General features: G+C 64.0%; 15 protein-coding genes. 8 read left to right on the plus strand and 7 right to left on the minus strand.

The genetic code is table 11. The features are described 5' to 3' along the window. Positions 1 to 146: 146 nt before the first annotated feature. The 6 genes from ppk2 to QQS52_RS03350 all read right to left on the minus strand — a co-directional run bounded on the left by ppk2 (position 147) and on the right by QQS52_RS03350 (position 7,270). Entirely contained in the window at positions 147 to 1,046 is a 900-nt protein-coding gene (gene ppk2, locus QQS52_RS03325) for a polyphosphate kinase 2 (RefSeq protein ID WP_472772564.1), read from the minus strand. A 132-nt stretch (positions 1,047 to 1,178) separates the two neighbouring features. Next, positions 1,179 to 1,328 (minus strand): hypothetical protein, encoded by a 150-nt coding sequence (locus QQS52_RS03330; protein WP_472772565.1) that lies wholly within the window; start codon positions 1,326 to 1,328, stop codon positions 1,179 to 1,181. A 91-nt stretch (positions 1,329 to 1,419) separates the two neighbouring features. Beyond that, positions 1,420 to 1,632 carry a hypothetical protein gene (locus QQS52_RS03335; RefSeq protein ID WP_472772566.1) on the minus strand — a complete coding sequence of 71 codons (213 nt, stop codon included), beginning with the start codon at positions 1,630 to 1,632 and terminating at the stop codon, positions 1,420 to 1,422. A gap of 504 nt (positions 1,633 to 2,136) precedes the next feature. After that, positions 2,137 to 3,786 (minus strand): chaperonin GroEL, encoded by a 1,650-nt coding sequence (gene groL / locus QQS52_RS03340; RefSeq protein WP_070768681.1) that lies wholly within the window; start codon positions 3,784 to 3,786, stop codon positions 2,137 to 2,139. 188 nt (positions 3,787 to 3,974) lie between these two features. Next, positions 3,975 to 5,207, minus strand: a complete 1,233-nt coding sequence (locus QQS52_RS03345; RefSeq protein ID WP_472772567.1) for a metallophosphoesterase family protein — start codon at positions 5,205 to 5,207, stop codon at positions 3,975 to 3,977. A gap of 104 nt (positions 5,208 to 5,311) precedes the next feature. Next, positions 5,312 to 7,270, minus strand: a complete 1,959-nt coding sequence (locus tag QQS52_RS03350) for an OPT family oligopeptide transporter (RefSeq protein WP_472772568.1) — start codon at positions 7,268 to 7,270, stop codon at positions 5,312 to 5,314. A 173-nt stretch (positions 7,271 to 7,443) separates the two neighbouring features. Between QQS52_RS03350 and QQS52_RS03355 the strand changes: the two genes are divergently transcribed. The 8 genes from QQS52_RS03355 (at position 7,444) to QQS52_RS03390 (ending at position 16,858) form a co-directional block, all read left to right on the plus strand. Beyond that, positions 7,444 to 8,805 (plus strand): M20/M25/M40 family metallo-hydrolase, encoded by a 1,362-nt coding sequence (locus QQS52_RS03355; RefSeq protein ID WP_472772569.1) that lies wholly within the window; start codon positions 7,444 to 7,446, stop codon positions 8,803 to 8,805. A 315-nt stretch (positions 8,806 to 9,120) separates the two neighbouring features. After that, positions 9,121 to 12,135: a Na+/H+ antiporter subunit A gene (locus QQS52_RS03360; RefSeq protein WP_472772570.1), complete on the plus strand. Its 3,015-nt coding sequence runs from the start codon at positions 9,121 to 9,123 to the stop codon at positions 12,133 to 12,135. Next, complete coding sequence (locus QQS52_RS03365; RefSeq protein WP_070768686.1) at positions 12,136 to 12,636, plus strand: Na(+)/H(+) antiporter subunit C; 501 nt, start codon at positions 12,136 to 12,138, stop codon at positions 12,634 to 12,636. After that, the gene (locus QQS52_RS03370) at positions 12,629 to 14,389 is read left to right on the plus strand and encodes a Na+/H+ antiporter subunit D (RefSeq protein ID WP_472772571.1); all 1,761 of its coding nucleotides are present in this window, start codon (positions 12,629 to 12,631) and stop codon (positions 14,387 to 14,389) included. Before QQS52_RS03365 ends, QQS52_RS03370 begins: the two co-directional genes overlap by 8 nt. After that, a complete protein-coding gene (locus QQS52_RS03375) occupies positions 14,390 to 14,929 on the plus strand; it encodes a Na+/H+ antiporter subunit E (RefSeq protein ID WP_472772572.1) in 540 nt (179 codons plus the stop codon). Continuing rightward, positions 14,930 to 15,205: a monovalent cation/H+ antiporter complex subunit F gene (locus QQS52_RS03380; protein ID WP_296203287.1), complete on the plus strand. Its 276-nt coding sequence runs from the start codon at positions 14,930 to 14,932 to the stop codon at positions 15,203 to 15,205. Beyond that, positions 15,202 to 15,582, plus strand: coding sequence for a monovalent cation/H(+) antiporter subunit G (locus QQS52_RS03385; RefSeq protein ID WP_472772573.1), 381 nt, complete (start codon positions 15,202 to 15,204; stop codon positions 15,580 to 15,582). The genes QQS52_RS03380 and QQS52_RS03385 overlap by 4 nt, the downstream gene beginning before the upstream one ends. Before the next feature lie 13 nt (positions 15,583 to 15,595). Further along, complete coding sequence (locus QQS52_RS03390; protein WP_472772574.1) at positions 15,596 to 16,858, plus strand: glycosyltransferase 87 family protein; 1,263 nt, start codon at positions 15,596 to 15,598, stop codon at positions 16,856 to 16,858. Here QQS52_RS03390 and QQS52_RS03395 read toward each other — a convergent pair. Then, positions 16,855 to 17,994 carry a glutamate--cysteine ligase gene (locus tag QQS52_RS03395; RefSeq protein WP_472772575.1) on the minus strand — a complete coding sequence of 380 codons (1,140 nt, stop codon included), beginning with the start codon at positions 17,992 to 17,994 and terminating at the stop codon, positions 16,855 to 16,857. The two genes, QQS52_RS03390 and QQS52_RS03395, sit on opposite strands and share 4 nt — an antisense overlap. Between the last annotated feature and the right edge of the window lie 9 nt (positions 17,995 to 18,003).

Consider the following 18,003-nt stretch of genomic DNA (forward strand, 5'->3'; position numbering starts at 1 on the left):
ACGGCTGCGCGTGCGCCACCGGCGCAGCAAGGGCCGCGGTACACAGCAAGCTGACGAAAAAACGGGAAGAGTAATTCACCCCAATAACTCTTCCCTACCCCCACCACCGCAGGGTGACGACGAGATTAACCCTGAGGAAACTTCTGCTAGTCCCCAATCTGGTCTCGGCCGCGCTTAACGATGTTCTCGTCTACCTCGCCCACGACGGAGTGATCCTTGTTCGTGTACTCGAACTTGGACAAAACGTAGCGCATGGCGTTGATGCGGGCGCGCTTTTTGTCATTCGACTTGATGGTGATCCACGGCGACTCGTCCGTATCCGTGTAGCGGAACTGCTCCTCCTTGGCGCGGGTGTAGTCATCCCACTTGTCCAGGGAGGCCAGGTCCATCGGCGAGAGCTTCCACTGGCGCACTGGATCGATCTGGCGGATAGCAAAGCGGGTGCGCTGTTCTTTCCGGGTCACGGAAAACCACAGCTTGGTCAGGGAGATGCCGGAGCCCAGAATCATGTTCTCCAACATCGGCACCTCGCGGAGGAACTCCGCGTGCTGCGACTCGGTGCAAAAGCCCATGACACGCTCGACGCCGGAGCGGTTGTACCAGGAACGGTCGAAGAAGACGATTTCCCCGCCGGCCGGGAAGTGCTGGATATAGCGCTGGAAGTACCAGGAGGTCGACTCGCGCGGGGACGGCTTCTCCAAAGCCACCGTCCGCGCACCACGCGGGTTGAGGTGCTCGTTGAAGCGCTTAATGGTACCGCCCTTGCCCGCGGCGTCGCGGCCCTCGAAAAGGATAATGTGGCGCTGGCCCGTTTCCTTGGTCCAGTTCTGCCACTTCAGCAGCTCGATCTGGAGCGCGCGCTTAGTAGACTCGTATTCATCGCGCGTCATGCGCTCTTCATAAGGGTAATTTTCCCGCCAGGTCTGGACCGGCGAGCCGTCCGGCATAAGCAGTGCCGGGTCGTCCTCGTCAGAGTCGTCGACGACGTAGCCGTCGGTCTGCGCCAAGTCAATCTCGGGAAGTTCGTCGTCTTTGTGTTCAGCCATGTATTAAGTGTAACCTCCCCACCCCATTCTGGTGCGCCGATCTAGACATCCACTTTGCGCAAAAAATCAAAAAAGACCCCATCCGAAGATGGGGTCTCAATCCAACCGCTTCAAGCAGTTAGAGCATTGTTCTTAGACGAACATGCCGATCAGCTGGGACAGGCCCTTGCCGAAGTTGACCAGCGGCTCCATCCAGTCGGTAACGCGGACCAGGTCGGCAGCGAAGGCGGAAGAGCCCTCAGCGAAAGTCTGGAAACCCTCGTTTTCGAAAGTGTGCTCCATGATTTTTCTCCTTAGTGAGTCGAAATAGATTGTGGGTGGGCTTAAAGCCCGTGGTTAGCGGCCGTCTGTGCCACTAACCGATGGAATTACTTTAAGCAGCAGCCTCGGCAGCCTTCTCGTTAGCGTCGATTAGAGCGTCGGTCTTCGGGAAGAAGTCAGAGCTACCCAGATCGTCCTGGCCCAGGAAGTTGACCAGGCGGGCCAGGCCGCTGAAGATGCCTTCGACGTTACCGAAGACCTTGCCCCAGCCTTCCCAGGTATCAACGAAGTTGTCGATGTGAGTCTGGATGAGAGAGAGATCCATATTGAACTCCTAATCTAGTTCCGACTTACGCCGGAGAGGGTTTGCGGTTTTGCAGACACCCTGCGGGCGTCACACGAAGTAATTTTGCCACAATATTTCCGAACGTCAACCGGAGTATGTCTCCATAATTTATTCCACACCAAAAACTCACACCACACTTGACACTTAATACACAGGCGGTTCAGGTGTGCTACCCCCGTCTTTCCTGCGGTTTTGCCGTAGAATTCCGGATATTTTTGTCATTAACACTTTGTCACGTAACAAACATTTGTTTCGTCGCGATAAAATCGACCAACCTCCAAAGCTTCTAGGGTCAATTTTTTAGGCACCTACCCTATTCCAGGGGTAATACGCGGCTCAGATTTCCAACTTTCCAGCGGTTAAAACCTTTAGCCTGAACAACTCTTAAACGCCCACTGTGACGCCTTTAGAGCAAGCTACATACAGCAAAAGGTCGCCTCCCCATTGGGGAGGCGACCTTAGCTTTATGGGCTGATGGTGGACTTAGAAGCCGCCCATGCCACCCATGGCATCGGCAGCAGCTGCGGCGTCGCCCGCACCGGCCGGCTGCGGCTTGTCAGCCACGACGGCCTCGGTGGTCAGGAACAGGCCCGCGATGGAGGCCGCGTTCTGCAGGGCAGAGCGGGTGACCTTTACCGGGTCGTTGATGCCCTTCTCCATCAGGTTGACGTACTCGCCGGTGGAGGCGTCCAGGCCCTCGCCAGCCGGCAGGGAAGCAACCTTGTCGGCCACCACGCCCGGCTCCAGGCCGGCGTTGTAGGCGATCTGCTTCAGCGGAGCGGACAGGGCCTCACGGACGATCTTGACGCCGGTGGCCTCGTCGCCGGTCAGGTCGGACAAGCTGTCCAGGGCGGAAGCCGCCTGCAGCAGGGCCACGCCACCGCCGGCGACGATACCCTCCTCGACGGCTGCCTTCGCGTTGCGGACAGCGTCCTCGATGCGGTGCTTGCGCTCCTTGAGCTCGACCTCGGTGGCGGCACCGACCTTCAGGACGGCCACGCCGCCGGACAGCTTGGCCAGGCGCTCCTGCAGCTTCTCGCGGTCGTAGTCGGAATCGGAATTCTCGATCTCGGCGCGGATCTGCTTGATGCGGCCGTCGATCTGCTCCTGGGCGCCGGCGCCCTGGACGATGGTGGTGTCGTCCTTGGTGACAACGACCTTGCGGGCCTGGCCCAGCAGCGGCAGGTCGGCGGTCTCCAGGGACAGACCGACCTCCTCGGAGATGACCTGACCACCGGTCAGGATAGCCATATCCTGCAGGGTGGCCTTGCGGCGATCGCCGAAGCCCGGGGCCTTGACGGCCACAGACTTGAAGGTGCCGCGGATCTTGTTGACCACCAGGGTAGACAGGGCTTCGCCCTCGACGTCCTCGGCGATGATCAGCAGCGGCTTGCCGGCCTGCATGACCTTCTCCAGCAGCGGGACCAAGTCCTTGATGTTGGAGATCTTGGAGGAGACCAGCAGGATGTACGGGTCCTCCAGGACGGCCTCCTGGCGCTCCATGTCGGTAGCGAAGTAGCCGGAGATGTAGCCCTTGTCGAAACGCATGCCCTCGGTGACCTCGAGATCCACACCGAAGGTGTTGGACTCTTCCACCGTGATGACGGAGTCCTTGTTCACCTGGCCGTTGCCCACGGTGTACATGGCCTCGGCGATCTTCTCACCGATAGCTGGGTCCGCAGCGGAGATGCCAGCGGTGGTAGCGATCTGCTCCTGGGTCTCGACCTCCTTGGCCGAAGACAGCAGCGAGTCCACGACGGCCTTGGTGGCGGACTCGATGCCGCGCTTGATGCCCATCGGGTTGGAGCCAGCCGCGACGTTGCGCAGGCCCTCGCGAACCAGAGCCTGGGCCAGGACGGTAGCGGTGGTGGTGCCGTCACCGGCAACGTCGTCAGTCTTCTTCGCCACTTCCTTGACCAGCTCGGCACCGATCTTTTCGTAAGCATCTTCCAGCTCAATCTCGCGTGCGATGGAAACGCCATCGTTGGTAATGGTCGGAGCGCCCCAGGACTTCTCCAACACAACGTTGCGGCCCTTCGGGCCCAGGGTGACCTTGACGGCGTCGGCCAGGGTATTCAGGCCGCTTTCCAGGCCGCGGCGGGCCTCTTCATCGAAGGCGATAATCTTTGCCATGGTGTTTGTGCTCCTCGTTTATTAGATGGGACGACACTCACGTCGGTGCTTGCATGGACGCCCGCGACGGCATGATTGGCGAGTGTTAGACCAACCTCAACCATGCAAACCAAGATTTCTAGCACTCGCCTTCTGCAAGTGCTAAGCACCATTCTGGCACTCGGGACCCCCGAGTGCAAGGACGCCGCCTACCACGAGCTGCCTGAGCTCAGACTGCTAGAGTTTAGGCTGCTCGAACCCTCTTCCTCGCCGGCACTGACGTAATCGGGTAAAGCCTTCGACGCATCCAGGGGTTGCTTCGCCGGGGACATGTCCAACCCCAGGTCCTTGGCGAAGATGACGCGGGTGGATTCGTAGATGTTCGGGGCATCTAGGTTCAGCTCGAAGACTCGCGCGCCGCGCAGTGTATGCGTGGCCAGCGTGCCGTCCCGCAGGCCGTAGGGGCCAAACCCGGTGCCCGGCGCGTAACCCAGCTCCACGCCGAAGTAGTTACCCTTATACGTATTGATGTGGTCGTGCCCGCAGTAGATGCCCTTGACGTCCCCGCGGTTGGCCACCGCGGCGTAGATGCCGGAGTTGAACGCGCCTTTGTAGACGTCCTCGTTCTTCTCACCGACAATCTGGTGGCGCTGCTTCGCCTTCCCATGATCGATCAGGGAATTCTTGTCTGGGCCGCCGAACCACATGTCGCGGTGCTCGTAGGTCGGAATGTGGAAATACATCAGGCCCGGGACCATCGCGCCGGCTTGGTCCTCCAGCTTCCGGGAATTGTCCTCGTACCAACGGATCTGGGCCGGGCGGAGGTAGTCGTAACCCGGCAGGTCCTCCACGGGCTGGCCGGCGACTTCCTCACCGAGGTACGCGCCCGAGTCCAGCAGCCAGAGCGCAAACGCGGGCTTGTCACCATCCAGGAGAGGAATCACCGTATTCGAGACGCCATAGCCCTCCCCCGTGGCCGGCGCGTTGCAGTTGTGGCGGTATTGCCTGACAAAGCGGGTCATTTCCGGCTTCCGCACGGTGACCGCCTCGACCTCCTCGGCCGGGTCCTCGTCGTGGTTGCCGAAGGTCACCGCCCACGCGATGCCGCGCTCTTCCATCGGTAAGACCACGTTGTTGATGGCCTGGTAGACCTGCTCGTTGGTGGCCGGCCCGGCCGCGATGACGTCACCATTAATAAGGGCGAAATCGGGCTCTTCCATCTCCAGAACCTTCTCCATGAACTCGATGGTCCGGCGGTCAGTGAGGTGGTCGTCCTGCGTGTCGTTGAACTGGATGACCTTGAAGCGACGCTCGGCATTAAAGCTCAGCGCCTTTTGCGCTGGGGCCGCGACGGCGGCCGGCTGGTGAGTGGTGGTGGCAGCAGCAGTCATTCCCAGCATGCCGGTGGCGGCAAAGAGAGTGCGGCGGTTAAAAGGGCTCACGGGCTTTTCTCCTCTACTATACGAATGCAAAAGCAGAGCCTACGCAGTCGAGATAGCCCGTGAGTTAATACTGCGTAAACTCTGCTTCTAGTTTTCTGAGTGCCTTAGGCTTCCTGCGATTTCTTCGCGGTGTAGCAGTAGACGAAGGCGAGCACGACCACGAAGAGGATGGCGCCGACCCAGTTGGCGGCGGGGCCGCCGGCGAAGATCTCCAGCGGGCTGTCGCCGCCGGAGGCTGCGATGATGGGCGCGTTGACCACGCCGAACAGGGACTCGCCGACGATGAGGCCGGTGGCGGCCAGGGTGCCCAGCCGCTTCTTGGCCTCCGCGCTGTCCTGCTTGGCGGCCCAGCGGTTGTAGAAATAGCCCAGCAGGGCGCCGATCGGGATGGTCACCGAGAGCGTGGCCGGCAGGTACATGCCCATGCCGGCGGCCAGCGGCGACAGGGACTTGTTCGCGGTGGTGCGCTGCAGGGTCTCATCGATAACGATCAGGATGGCGCCGATTCCGGCTCCTAGGAAAATGAGGTTCCAGTCTAGGGAGCTGTCGAAAATACCGGAGGCGACCGAGGACATCAGGGCGGCCTGCGGGGCGGCAAGCGCGTCTTCGCCGGCGCCCTCCATGCCCTGGAAGCCGAAGCCGGTCAGCATGACCTGCAGGATAGGTGGGATGACCAGGGAGCCGAAGACGACGCCGATGACCAGGGCGACCTGCTGCTTCCACGGGGTCGCGCCGACCAGCTGGCCGGTCTTGAGATCCTGCAGGTTGTCGTTGGAAATCGTGGCGATACCGAAGACGATCGCGGCAGTGAACAGGGTATACGCCACCAGGGAGAGCGGATCGGCGCTCGTGCCGCGGGTCACGGCGGCGATGATCAGAGAGGCGGCCAGCACCGCGATGATGCCGATGGAGGAGATCGGCGAGTTAGACGCGCCGATAAGGCCGGCCATGTAGCCGCAGACCGAGGCGATGATCAGGCCGGCCAGCAGCGTAAAGAGCACGGAGACGGTAATCAGCACGCCCATGTGCTCGTGGATGTCGGTGCCCTGCACGAAGTCCCACAGCAGCAGCCCAATGGGCAGCATCAGCAGCACGATGGTGGTGACCACGTACGGGAAGGGGATGTCGCGCTCGGTAACGTCGACGGCCTGGCCCGCCTTGCGCAGGCGCGAGGAGGTGAGGCTTTCGCCGATGCCCTTGACGATGGGCCCGATGATCTTCAGCAGCGTCCAGATGGCGGCAATCGCCATCGCGCCCACACCGATGAAGCGGATCTCGTCCGAGAAGACGGTGTCCACCACGTCCGGCAGGCTGGCCACGGCCGTTATATCCCCGGTCTTCCAGGGCAACAGGATGAAATAGGAGATGCCGACGCCGACCAGCATGGCGATGCCCACGGGCAGGCCGACCAGGTGGCCGACGCCGATAAGCGCCGGCGAGAGGCTCATGCCCAGGGTGGTCGCGCCCGCGCCCAGCTTGAAATAGCTGCCCAGCGAGGAAGCAGCAGCCTTCATGGCCGCCAGCAGGCTCATCCCCGCAGAGACTAGGCCGCCGACCAGGATGACGCGCAGGCCGCGGGCGTTCTCGACGTGGTTGCCGTTGTCGTCGCCGACCTTGAGCACCTCAGCCGCGGCGACGCCCTCCGGATACGGAAGGTCGGAGCCGGTGACCAGGGCGCGGCGCAGCGGGATGGAGTACATCACGCCCAGGATGCCGCCGATGGCACAGACCGCGGTGGTCTCCAGGAAGGAAAAACCAGTCCAGTAGCCGACCATGACCAGGCCGGGCAGCACGAAGATGATGGCCGACAGGGTGCCGGCTGCCGAGGCAATGGTCTGGACGATGTTGTTTTCTTTAATATTGTGCCCGGCGAACTTCCGCAGGATAGCCATGGAAATCACGGCTGCCGGGATGGAGGTGGCAAAGGTCAGCCCCACCTTCAGGCCGAGGTAAACGTTAGCGGCGGTAAAAACTAGGGTAATAAGCCCGCCGATGATGATGCCGCGGAGGGTAAGCTCCCGCAGGCTCGTCTGTGAACCGGCGGCGGTTTCCGTTGTCGCCATGCCAGGTCCTTTCTAGCTAGAATGGAGGTTTTTCGCCCGCGTCCGGAAGGCGTACTGCCGAAAAGGTTTCCTAGTAGGTAGTTTCCTGGTTGCGAGTTAACGAAATTCTAATACTTGACAGGTTGATTCCCTAAACGAGCCTCCCAGTAGGCGGGACGGGTAGTTTAGAGGGCATGACCGAAAACATTTCCGCACAGCAAGCACTCGAATTCGTCACCGGCGACCGCGAGCAGATTTTTAAGCAGCTTTCCGAGCTAGTCGGCTTCAACTCCGTCCATGGGGCTCCGGAGCTTCAAGACCAGACCGAAAAGGCCGCCGCGTGGGCCGCCAACGCCCTGCGCGAGCTGGGCGCCGAGGTGGAAGAGATTGCCGCAGTGGACGGCTCCACCGCCGTGGTGGGCACCCGCGCCGGCAAGGAGGGCGCGCCGACGGTACTGCTCTACTCCCACTCCGACGTCGTGCCGGCCGGCGACCCCGCCGCCTGGGACTCTGATCCTTTCACCCTGACCGAGCGCGACGGCCGCTGGTACGGCCGCGGCGCCGCGGACTGCAAGGGCAACGTCGCCATGCACCTGGCGGCCCTGCGCGCCGTCGAGGCCCTAGGCGGGACCGATCTGAACCTGAAATTCCTCATCGAGGGCTCCGAGGAACAGGGCGGCGAGGGCCTGTCCCACCTCATCGAGACCCGCCCGGAGCTTTTTGCCGCCGACGCCATCATGATCGCCGACGCCGGAAACGTGAAGGTCGGCCAGCCGACGCTGACGACCTCCCTGCGCGGCGGTGGCCAGATCGTGGTCCGCGTGGACACGCTGTCTTCCCCGGTACACTCCGGCCAGTTCGGCGGCGCCGCCCCGGACGCGGTCAAGGCCCTGATGCGCGCCATTGACTCGCTCAGCGACGACCAGGGCCGCCTGGTCATCGACGGCGTCGACACCCGCGCCAAGTGGGAGGGCCGGGAGTACTCCCGCAAGGACTACCGTGCAGACGCGCAGCTGCTGGACGGAGTGGACATCCTGGGCGATGAGACCGACGCCGTGGCCGACTTCCTCTGGGCCCGCCCGGCGGTGAGCGTGACCGGCTTTACCTCCACCCCGGTCGCCGAGGCGGTCAACGCCGTGCCCGCCACCGCGCAGGCCAACCTGAACGTGCGAGTGCCGGCCGATATGGACCCGCGCGAGTTCATCGACGGCATCGTCAGCCACCTTAAGGCCCACACCCCGTGGGGCGCGCACGTAAGCTGCGAGGTCCCGGAGGTCAACCGCGGGTTTACCACCGATCCGACCAAGCCAGCCCTGGCCACCCTGGGCGAGTGCCTGGGGGCCGCCTACGGCGCGGAAGTCGCCCAGGTCGGCATGGGCGGTTCCATCCCGCTGACCGTGGAGCTGCAGGAGGCCCACCCGAACGCGGAGATCGCGCTGTACGGGGTCGAGGATCCGCAGGCGGCCATCCACTCCGCTAACGAGTCCGTGGATCCGACGGAAATCGAGCGCATCGCCACCGCCGAGGCGCTGTTCCTCCTGCGCTACGGTAAATAAACCCAACGGGCGCCGCCAACTGACCCCATATAATACTGAGTGGAAAAATTTAGGTTTAAAAACCAGCACTTTAACGGTAAAGTGGGGAAACGTTGGCCGCGCCATTCATGACGCCGCCTCAACGCTGGACGCTCCCGCCTGGTGGTGTCGCTTGTGTTTCTCAGTGAAAATCAGATCGGTTCCGCCGCCATCCTTAAGCGCGGCGAATGAGTGCAGACTGCCGCTGGGGCAGCACCGTTGTGCGTCGACATGGACTCTTCCCTAGCGGCACCTTGTCCTATCCGCGACTTACACCTAGGGAGCACTCGTCTTACCGTGCTGATTCTGCTTTGCTCACTGCTAATCGCCTCGATCAGTGCGCCTATCCTGATCCACTATCTGGGTAGACCCGCGTTCGGTTTGCTCGCCCTAGCCCCCGGCGCCGGCTTCGTGTGGGTGCTCAGCCTCTTTGCTAACGGTACGTTTAATAACGGCGGATCCGTCGACGTCTCCGTCGAATGGATGCCAGCGGCACACCTGGCCTTCGACCTGCGCCTGGACTCCCTGGCCGGGTTGTTCAGCCTGATCGTGCTGGGCGTAGGCGCGCTGGTCCTGGTCTACTGCTGGGGTTATTTCGACCAAACTCCCCGGCGCTTGTCCATGTTCGGCGCGCAGATGGTCGCCTTCGCCACCGCCATGTTCGGCTTGGTGTCCTCCGACTCCATGCTGCTGATGTACGTCTTCTGGGAAATCACCTCCCTTTTGTCGTTCCTGCTGGTCTCCTACTACGGTGAACGCGCTTCCTCCCGCCGCGCCGCCCAACAAGCACTCATGGTCACCGTGCTGGGAGGGCTGGCCATGCTGGTCGGCATCATCCTCTTCGGCCGCCAGACGGGCATCTGGCATTTCTCGGAGATCTCCGGGCTGGAGCAGATCGAGCTGACCCCGTACATCACCGCGGCCATCGTGCTGATTCTCTTCGGCGCGCTGACCAAGTCCGCCATCGCCCCGGCGCACTTCTGGCTGCCGGGCGCTATGGCCGCGCCGACGCCGGTCTCGGCCTACCTGCACTCCGCGGCCATGGTCAAGGCCGGCATCTACCTGGTCGCCCGTCTGGCCCCGGACCTGCAGGTGGTAGACACCTGGCACCTGGTCATCATCCCGCTGGGCGTTATCACCATGCTGCTGGGCGGCTGGATGGCGCTGAAGCAGAAAGACCTCAAGCTCATCCTGGCCTACGGCACGGTCTCCCAGCTGGGCTTTATCACCGCCGTGGTGTCCATCGGCTCTAGGGAGGCCATGCTGGCCGGCCTGGCGCTGACGTTTGCCCACTCGCTGTTTAAGGCCCCGCTGTTCATGGTGGTCGGCGCCATCGACCACACCGCTGGCACCCGCGACATCAACGAGCTGTCCGGCCTAGGCCGCCGCCACCCGGTGGTCTACGGCCTGGCGATCGTCTCCGCGCTGTCGATGGCCGGCATCCCGCTGCTGTTGGGGTTCGTGACCAAGGAGGCGGTCATCGAGTCCGTCATGCACGAGCAGCTTTTGGTCGGCATGCCGCGCAACATGCTGCTGGTCGGCGTGGTGCTAGGCTCCATCCTGACTATGGCCTATGCGCTGCGCTTCCTCTGGGGCGCTTTCGCCACCAAGCCGGCCACCCACCCAACGGGCGGCGGCACCTCCGAGGCGGTGGAGAACATGCACGCCATCGGGCCCATGCTCTGGTTCCCGCCGACCGCGCTGACCGCCTGCACGGTGGCCTTCGGCGTCTTCCCGCGCCCGCTGTCGGATCTCATCAACCAGCACCTGGACAACGTCTACGGCGCGGATCCGGAGGCGACCTACCTGGCGCTGTGGCACGGCTTCAACCTGCCGCTGGCCATCTCCGCGCTGATTATCGTTTGCGGGGTCGCCATGCACTGGCAACGCGGCGTGGTGGCCAAGGCCCAGCTGGAGCACCCGGCCCTGGGCTCGGCCGACGTGGCTTACGATGCCACCATCGACGGCATCCGCAACCTGTCGCTGCGCACCACCGCCTTCACCCACCGCGGCTCCCTGCAGATGAACCTGACCATCATCTTCGCCTGCCTCATGCTGCTGCCGGCCGCCGCGATCGTCTCCGGCGGCCTCAACGACGTGCGCATGGTCGTGGCGGAAAGCCCCTGGCAGGCCATCGCCGCCATCATCATGATCGTCGCGGCCATCGCGGCGACCGTCACGCACAACCGCCTGTCGGCCGTGCTGATCGTCGGCGTGTCCGGCTACGGGCTCTCCGCCGTCTTCGCGCTGCAGGGCGCGCCGGACCTGGGCCTGACCCAGCTGCTGGTCGAAACCCTCATCGTGGTGCTGTTCATGCTGGTGCTGCGCAAGATGCCGGCCAGCGTCGAGTGGCGCCAGGGACCCCAGCTCAACCGGCTGCGGGCCTGGCTGTCGGTGGGCGTGGGCCTGACCGTGACCATCGTGGGCATGTTCGCCATCAACTCCCGCACCGCAGACCCCATCTCGGAGCCCATGCCGGAGCTGGCCAAGGAGACCGGCCACGGCGCGAACGCCGTCAACGTCCTCCTGGTCGACATGCGCGCCTGGGACACCATGGGCGAAATCACCGTGCTGGTCATCGCCGCCATCGGCGTGGCCTCCCTGATTTTCCGCACGCAATCCTTCGAGCGCGACTCCCGCCGCCCGACGCTGCGGGTGACCGGCCGCCGCTGGCTGGCCGCGGAGGTCGAGACCGAGCAGGCCCTGAACCGCTCGCTCATGATCGACGTGTCCACCCGCGTCCTCTTCCCGCTGATGATGGCGCTGAGCTTCTACTTCTTCTTCGCTGGGCACAACGCCCCGGGCGGCGGCTTTGCCGGCGGCCTGGTCGCCGCGCTGGCGCTGACACTGCGCTACCTAGCCGGCGGCCGCGAGGAGTTGGAGGAGGCCCTCCCGGTCGATCCGAGTCGGCTCATGGCCGCGGGCCTGTTCGCCTCCCTGGCCGCAGCGATTGTGCCGATGTTCTTCGGCCGCCCGCCGCTGGCCTCGGCCTACGGCTCCCTGGACATCCCGCTCATCGGCAGCGTGTCCTTCCCCTCTGCGCTGGTCTTCGACGTGGGCGTCTACCTGATCGTCATCGGACTCATCCTGTTTATCCTCTTCTCCCTGGGCGGCAAGCTCGACGAGGAGGAAGAGGTCCGTAAGCAGCGCGCCCGCGACCGGGCCCGCTCGCTGGCCCGCCGCCAGCGCCAACGCGAAAACGCAAAAAACAAGAAGGCCGCGGCGGCCCGCGCCCAGCCGGCCAAGGCGGTAGCGCACCACCAGTCCACCGCCAACGACATCACCAACCGATCCACCGGAAAGGAGAAATAAATGGAAGCGAACCTGTTCTTGCTGCTCGCCACAGGCGTGCTGATCTCCGCCGGCGTCTACCTCCTGCTCGACCGCGCCATGACCAAGATGATGCTGGGCCTGCTACTCATCGGCAACGGCGCCAACCTGCTCATCCTGCAGGCCGGTGGTTCGGCCGGCTCCCCGCCGGTGATGGGCCGGGAAACCGCCCAGTACGGTGAGAAGATCGCCGACCCGCTGGCGCAGGCGATGATCCTGACCGCCATCGTGATTTCCATGGCCATGACGGCCTTCATCCTCACCCTGGCCTACCGCCAGTACCGCTATCGCACCGCCGACGTCATTGAGGACGACGCGGAGGATGCCGCCATCGCCAAGATCGCCGCCCGCCCGGGCAACGCGGCGGCCGCGCCGGACCACGACGCCTCCGACGACCCGACCACCGGCCGCGCCACCAAGCACGGCGACCAATTCGGCCCGAAGTTCTTCGAGGAGCCCGTGAAGGGGGCCAAGGATGAGTGAGACTTTCCAGCCCATCGTCGACTGGGCCCTGCCGAACATGGGCTACATCATTCCGCTGCCCATCCTGATCCCAGCCCTGGCCGCCGCGGCCGCGATGATGTTCGCCAAGAAGCCGGGCATCCAGCGCCAGATCGCGTTCTTCTCCCTGCTGGTTACGGCCGCGGTGAACGCGGTGCTCATCATCGTCGCCGATGCGGAGGGCATCCAGACCGTCCAGATTGGCGGCTGGGACGCACCCGTGGGCATCACGCTGGCCGCCGACCGGCTGGCCTCGGTGATGCTGTTTACCTCCTCCATCGTGCTCTTTAGCGTGATGTGGTACGCCATCTCCCAGGGCGTTCGCGACGGCTCCAAGGACGAGCCGGTGGCGGTCTTCCTGCCGACCTATATGTTGCTGACCATGGGCGTGAACGTCTCCTTCCTGGCCGGCGACCTGTTCAACCTCTACGTCGGCTTCGAGATCTTCCTGGTGGCCTCCTACGTGCTGCTGACCCTGGGCGCCTCGCCCGGCCGCGTGCGCGCCGGCGTGGGCTACGTGATGGTCTCCATGGCCTCGTCGATGATCTTCCTCTTCGGCATCGGCATGGTCTACGCCTCCGTGGGCACGGTCAACCTGGCACAGATCGGCATGCGCATGGAGGACATCCCAGCCGGCACACAGACCGCCATCTACGGCGTGCTGCTTATCGCCTTTGCGATTAAGGCCGCCATCGTCCCGTTGGACGCCTGGCTGCCGGACTCCTACCCCACCGCCCCGTCGCTGGTGACCGCGGTCTTCGCGGGCCTTCTGACCAAGGTCGGCGTCTACGCGATTATCCGCATGCGCACCACGGTCTTTACCGACGGGCGCCTGGACACGCTGCTGATGTGGGTGGCCCTGGCCACCATGGTGCTGGGCATTCTGGGCGCTATCGCCCAAAGCGATATCAAGCGTTTGTTGTCCTTTACCCTGGTCAGCCACATCGGCTACATGATCTTCGGCGTGGCGCTCGGCACCGCCCAGGGCCTGTCCGGCGCGATCTTCTACGTCGTCCACCACATCCTGGTGCAGACCTCCCTGTTCCTGGTGGTCGGCCTCATTGAGCGCCAGGCCGGCACCTCTTCGCTGCGCCGGCTGGGCTCGCTCATCTACTCGGCCCCGCTGATCGCCATCCTGTACTTCATCCCGGCGGTCAACCTGGGCGGCATCCCGCCGTTCTCCGGCTTCATGGGCAAGATCCTGCTGCTGCAGGCCGGCGCGAACGAGGGCTCCTGGCTGTCCTGGGTGCTCATCGCCGGCGCCGTGCTCACCTCCCTGCTGACCCTCTACGTGATGATGCTGGTCTGGTCCAAGGGCTTCTTGCGCGACCGCGCCGATGCCCCGGAGGGCAACGTGGCCATGGCCCGCCCGTCCCCGCTGGGCGATATCACCGACGAGGTCGCCTACTCCGACCGCGAGGACGTCGGCAAGCTGCCGCTGGGCATGGTCGGCTCCACCGCGCTGCTGGTGGCTGCCTCCACGGCGATCACCTTCCTGGCCGGCCCGATCTCCGGGATCACCTCGCGCGCCGCCGAGTCGGCGCAGGACACCTCGATCTACCAGTACGCGTTGCTGGGCGACAACGCGGACAACCCCACCCGGCACCTGGACCAGCGCGAGCGCTACCACGGCGGCCAGGATTCCCTGGAGTCGCGCACGCATCCGCTGCCCGAGCCGGAGCCGGGGATTGCCACGAGCCCGAACGACATTGACGAGTCGGAGGAGGAAGAGTAAATGACTCATCCCATCAAACCCACTTTTTCCCGCCGGCTCAGCTACCGCTTCCGCCCGGGCTTCCTGCTGGCTATCACCGTCATGTGGGTGCTGCTCATGGGCGAGGTCTCCATCGCCAACATCGTCGCCGGGATCGGCGTCGGGCTCGTCATCATGGTGATTTTCCCGCTGCCGGCGATGCCCATCAACGGCCTGTCGGTGTCCTGGGGCAGGCTTATCAAGTACGCCTTCACCTGGACCGGGGAGCTCTTTCAGGCCTCGCTGAAGGTCGGTTGGTTGGGCGTGCGCCCCCAGCCGACGCCGCGCAGCGCCATCCTGAACGTCCCCATGCGCGTGGAGAGTGAATTCGTTCTATCCTTTGCGGTGATGCTCTACAACCTGCAGCCGGGCGGCACGATCACGGATATCGACATCGCCAACCGCATGCTGACCGCCCACGTGCTGGACGCGGACACGGACGCCGACATCGCGCGCGAGATCGACAACATCCGCAAGCTGGAGGCGCACATGATCGATATCTTTGAAAGGAAGGTGCGCTAGATGGACCCGACAATCTACAACATCATCTTGGCGGGCGCCGCCGTGCTGTTCATGGCCGCATTCCTGATGACCACCTGGCGGATCATCGTCGGCCCGAACTCCATGGACCGGCTGATCGGCATGGACGGCTTTGTCGCCATGTTCCAGTGCGCCATGGCGGTTTATATCTGCTGGACGCTGAACACCACCGTGGTCAACTCCATGCTGGTCGTGGCCCTGCTGGGCTTCATTTCCACGGTCTCGGTCACGCGCTTTAGGAAGAGGGATAACCAGTGACTTATTCGCTCATCGCCGATATCGTCTCGCTCATCCTCATCGTCTGCGGCGCGCTGCTGGTCTTCTCCGCGGCCGTGGGCGTGGTGCGCTACAAGGACACGATGTCCCGCGTTCACTTCGTGACCAAGCCGCAGACCGTGGGGCTCATCCTGACCATGCTGGGCGCCCTCATTAGGGTGACCGGCTCCGAGACCTTCGGGGTCGCGGAGCGCGGAGACCTCGGCATGCTCTTCCTACTGGTACTCTTTGCGATGATGACCAGTCCCGTTACCGCGCAGCGCATGTCCCGTATTGCCCGGCGTGAGGGTCTGTACGGAAAGGAAGAGGATATGACACGCAACGACCGACCGGCAGGCAAATCCATGCGCCGGAAGTAGCAGGCACGCCGCTGTGAAGAAAATCTACGGTCTGCCCACCGTCGGGCTGGTTTTCCTGGCCCTTACCTGGTGGGCCTGGCACCAGATCACGCCGGTGCGGGAACAGTCCGCCTTCGTCTGGCGGATGCCCCTGGATTTGGCGATCTACCTCAAGGGCGGAGCGGAGGTCGCCCAGGGCCAGCCGCTCTACGACGGCCCGCTGATTTTTGATCTCCCCTTCACCTATCCCCCGTTCGCCGGTGTGGTCTTCGCCGGCCTCGAACCCCTAAGCGACAACGCAACCATGGCGCTGTGGCACGGCGTGACCTTCCTGGCGCTTTTCGCCGTCGTCGCCCTGGCCCTGCGGGAGCGCGGCCTGCGCCTGGGGGTGCTCGGGGTTGTCGTGTTCTTGATATTCACCCTGACCACCGTCAACCTGGAGCCCATCCACGGCACAGCCTTCTACGGCCAGATCAACGTTTTCCTGATGTTTCTGGTCGCGCTCGATTTCCTGCCGCGGAAGTTCCGCCTGGCTGGCATCGGCACCGGCCTGGCCGCCGGGCTGAAGCTCACCCCGGCGTATATGGGCCTGATTTTTGTCATTCAGCGCCGCTGGTGGCACGCGGTCATCTGCGTGCTGACCTTCCTGACCACCGTGGTCGTGGGCCTAGCGGTGGTGGGCGACGGCATGCGCTTTTGGACGGAGTCGATGTTCGAGTCCTCGCGCGTGGGCGCGCACACCAACCCGGGCGCGCAGGCGCTGCGCTCGGTGCTGGAGCGCGCCTTCGGCGTGGCCGGCGGGCCGGTCTGGCTGGGCGTTGTCGTGGCCGTCTTCGTGCTGACCTGTGCGGCGGTAGCACTGGCCAGCCGCAGCGGGAACAACACGCTAGCACTGGCCTTTACAGGCTTGAGCTCCTGCCTGGTCTCCCCGTTTAGCTGGTACCACCACTTCGTCTGGGTGGTGCCCTTGGGCCTCAGCTTTTTCGCTTGGATCAACCAGACTCTAGGCCGCAGGTGGCGCGGCACCGTCCTCCGCGAGCAGGTAGTCGGGCTGATCTCCGTCGCCGGGCTCTGCCTGGTCCTCGTCCCGTTCGTGGGGCAGCGCAGCTTCCCCTGGTTTTCCTACCGCACCTTAGACGGGCTGGAGGCCACCTGGCCGGCGCTGGTCTTTTCCTGCTCCCCCATCGTCTTCATGCTGGTCTACGTCATCTACCGGCTCATCCCGCGCACCCGAGTCGACGAAGGTCCGGACACTCAGGACCTGCCCGTGGTCACCGGCCGGCACCGCGCGGCCTAGCGCACTGGGCGCTTGTCCTCCATCTCCTGGCAGGCCAGGTCGACTGCGCCGACCCAGCTGCCGGTGGATTCGAAGATGGCGCGCTGGCGCTCGTAGCCGGCGCCGCCGTCGATGATCTCGCTGATAAGCTGCAGCTCTTCGGCGCAGCCCAGCTCGCGGCTTAGGTCCGCTAGCTCCTCCATCAGGTCGGCCAGCTCGTCCTTGACCCAGCGCTCGTCCGTCTCCCGCGAGGTGATGACCAGCGCGTCCATGCCATAGCGCGCCCCGCGCCACTTGTTCTCAGCCACGTGCCACGGCTGCAGGGTGGGCAGCTCTTCCCCGGCCTCCAGCATGCGGTCGTAGTGGACGACCAGGCAGTGGGTGAGGGCGACGATGGCGGAAAGTTCGCGCAGGTTGCTCGTGGCGTCGGAGACGCGCACCTCGACCGTGCCCCACTTAGAGGCCGGCCGGATGTCGAAGTGCATGGAGCCGGTGTGGTTGATGACCCCGGAGATCGCCTGATCCCGCATGTAGTCCTGCCACTGGGACCAGGTGGAAAACTGGTACGGTATGCCGGCGGTGGGGAGCTGCTGGTAGAGCATGGTCCGGTTGGAGGCGTAACCGGTATCAATCCCCTCCCAGCCCGGGGAGGAGGCGGAGATAGCCAGCAGGTGCGGGTACTTGGTCATCAGCGCGTTGATGATCGGCCAGACCTTGTCCTCGTGGCTGATCCCGACGTGGACGTGGGTGCCCCACAGCAGCATCTGCTGGCCCCAGTACTGGGCGCGGTTGATAATTTCGCTGTAGGCCTGCTTTTCCGAGACCGGGTTTTCGCGGAAGTCGGAAAACGGGTGCCCTCCCGAGGACCACAGCTTGACCCCCATCTCGTCTGCCACGGTGCGGACCTTGTCCAGGGTGCCACCCAGATCCGCCATGGCCTCCGGCACGGTGTGGGTAATCCCCGTGACCAGCTCGACGGTGTTTTGCAGGAATTCCTTTTCCAGGCGGACGTCCGGGGACGCGGCACGGACTCGATCGATGAGCTCGGCGCCGCGCGGGACGAAATCCCGCGTGTCTGGATCCACCAGCGCTATCTCCCACTCCACGCCCAGGGTGGGCTCGGCGGAGCGCGCGAATTTTTCTTCCGGGATCTTCACGCGTCAATC

This window comes from Corynebacterium sp. 1103A (genome assembly GCF_055700955.1).

Bases quoted from the DNA above. Each gene is read 5' to 3' on its own strand.
- groL (WP_070768681.1), bottom strand. From the start codon at position 3,786: ATGGCAAAGATTATCGCCTTCGATGAAGAGGCCCGCCGCGGCCTGGAA.
- QQS52_RS03380 (WP_296203287.1), top strand. From the start codon at position 14,930: ATGGACCCGACAATCTACAACATCATCTTGGCGGGCGCCGCCGTGCTG.
- QQS52_RS03335 (WP_472772566.1), bottom strand. From the start codon at position 1,632: ATGGATCTCTCTCTCATCCAGACTCACATCGACAACTTCGTTGATACC.
- QQS52_RS03370 (WP_472772571.1), top strand. From the start codon at position 12,629: ATGAGTGAGACTTTCCAGCCCATCGTCGACTGGGCCCTGCCGAACATG.
- QQS52_RS03375 (WP_472772572.1), top strand. From the start codon at position 14,390: ATGACTCATCCCATCAAACCCACTTTTTCCCGCCGGCTCAGCTACCGC.
- QQS52_RS03365 (WP_070768686.1), top strand. From the start codon at position 12,136: ATGGAAGCGAACCTGTTCTTGCTGCTCGCCACAGGCGTGCTGATCTCC.
- QQS52_RS03330 (WP_472772565.1), bottom strand. From the start codon at position 1,328: ATGGAGCACACTTTCGAAAACGAGGGTTTCCAGACTTTCGCTGAGGGC.
- ppk2 (WP_472772564.1), bottom strand. From the start codon at position 1,046: ATGGCTGAACACAAAGACGACGAACTTCCCGAGATTGACTTGGCGCAG.
- QQS52_RS03355 (WP_472772569.1), top strand. From the start codon at position 7,444: ATGACCGAAAACATTTCCGCACAGCAAGCACTCGAATTCGTCACCGGC.
- QQS52_RS03350 (WP_472772568.1), bottom strand. From the start codon at position 7,270: ATGGCGACAACGGAAACCGCCGCCGGTTCACAGACGAGCCTGCGGGAG.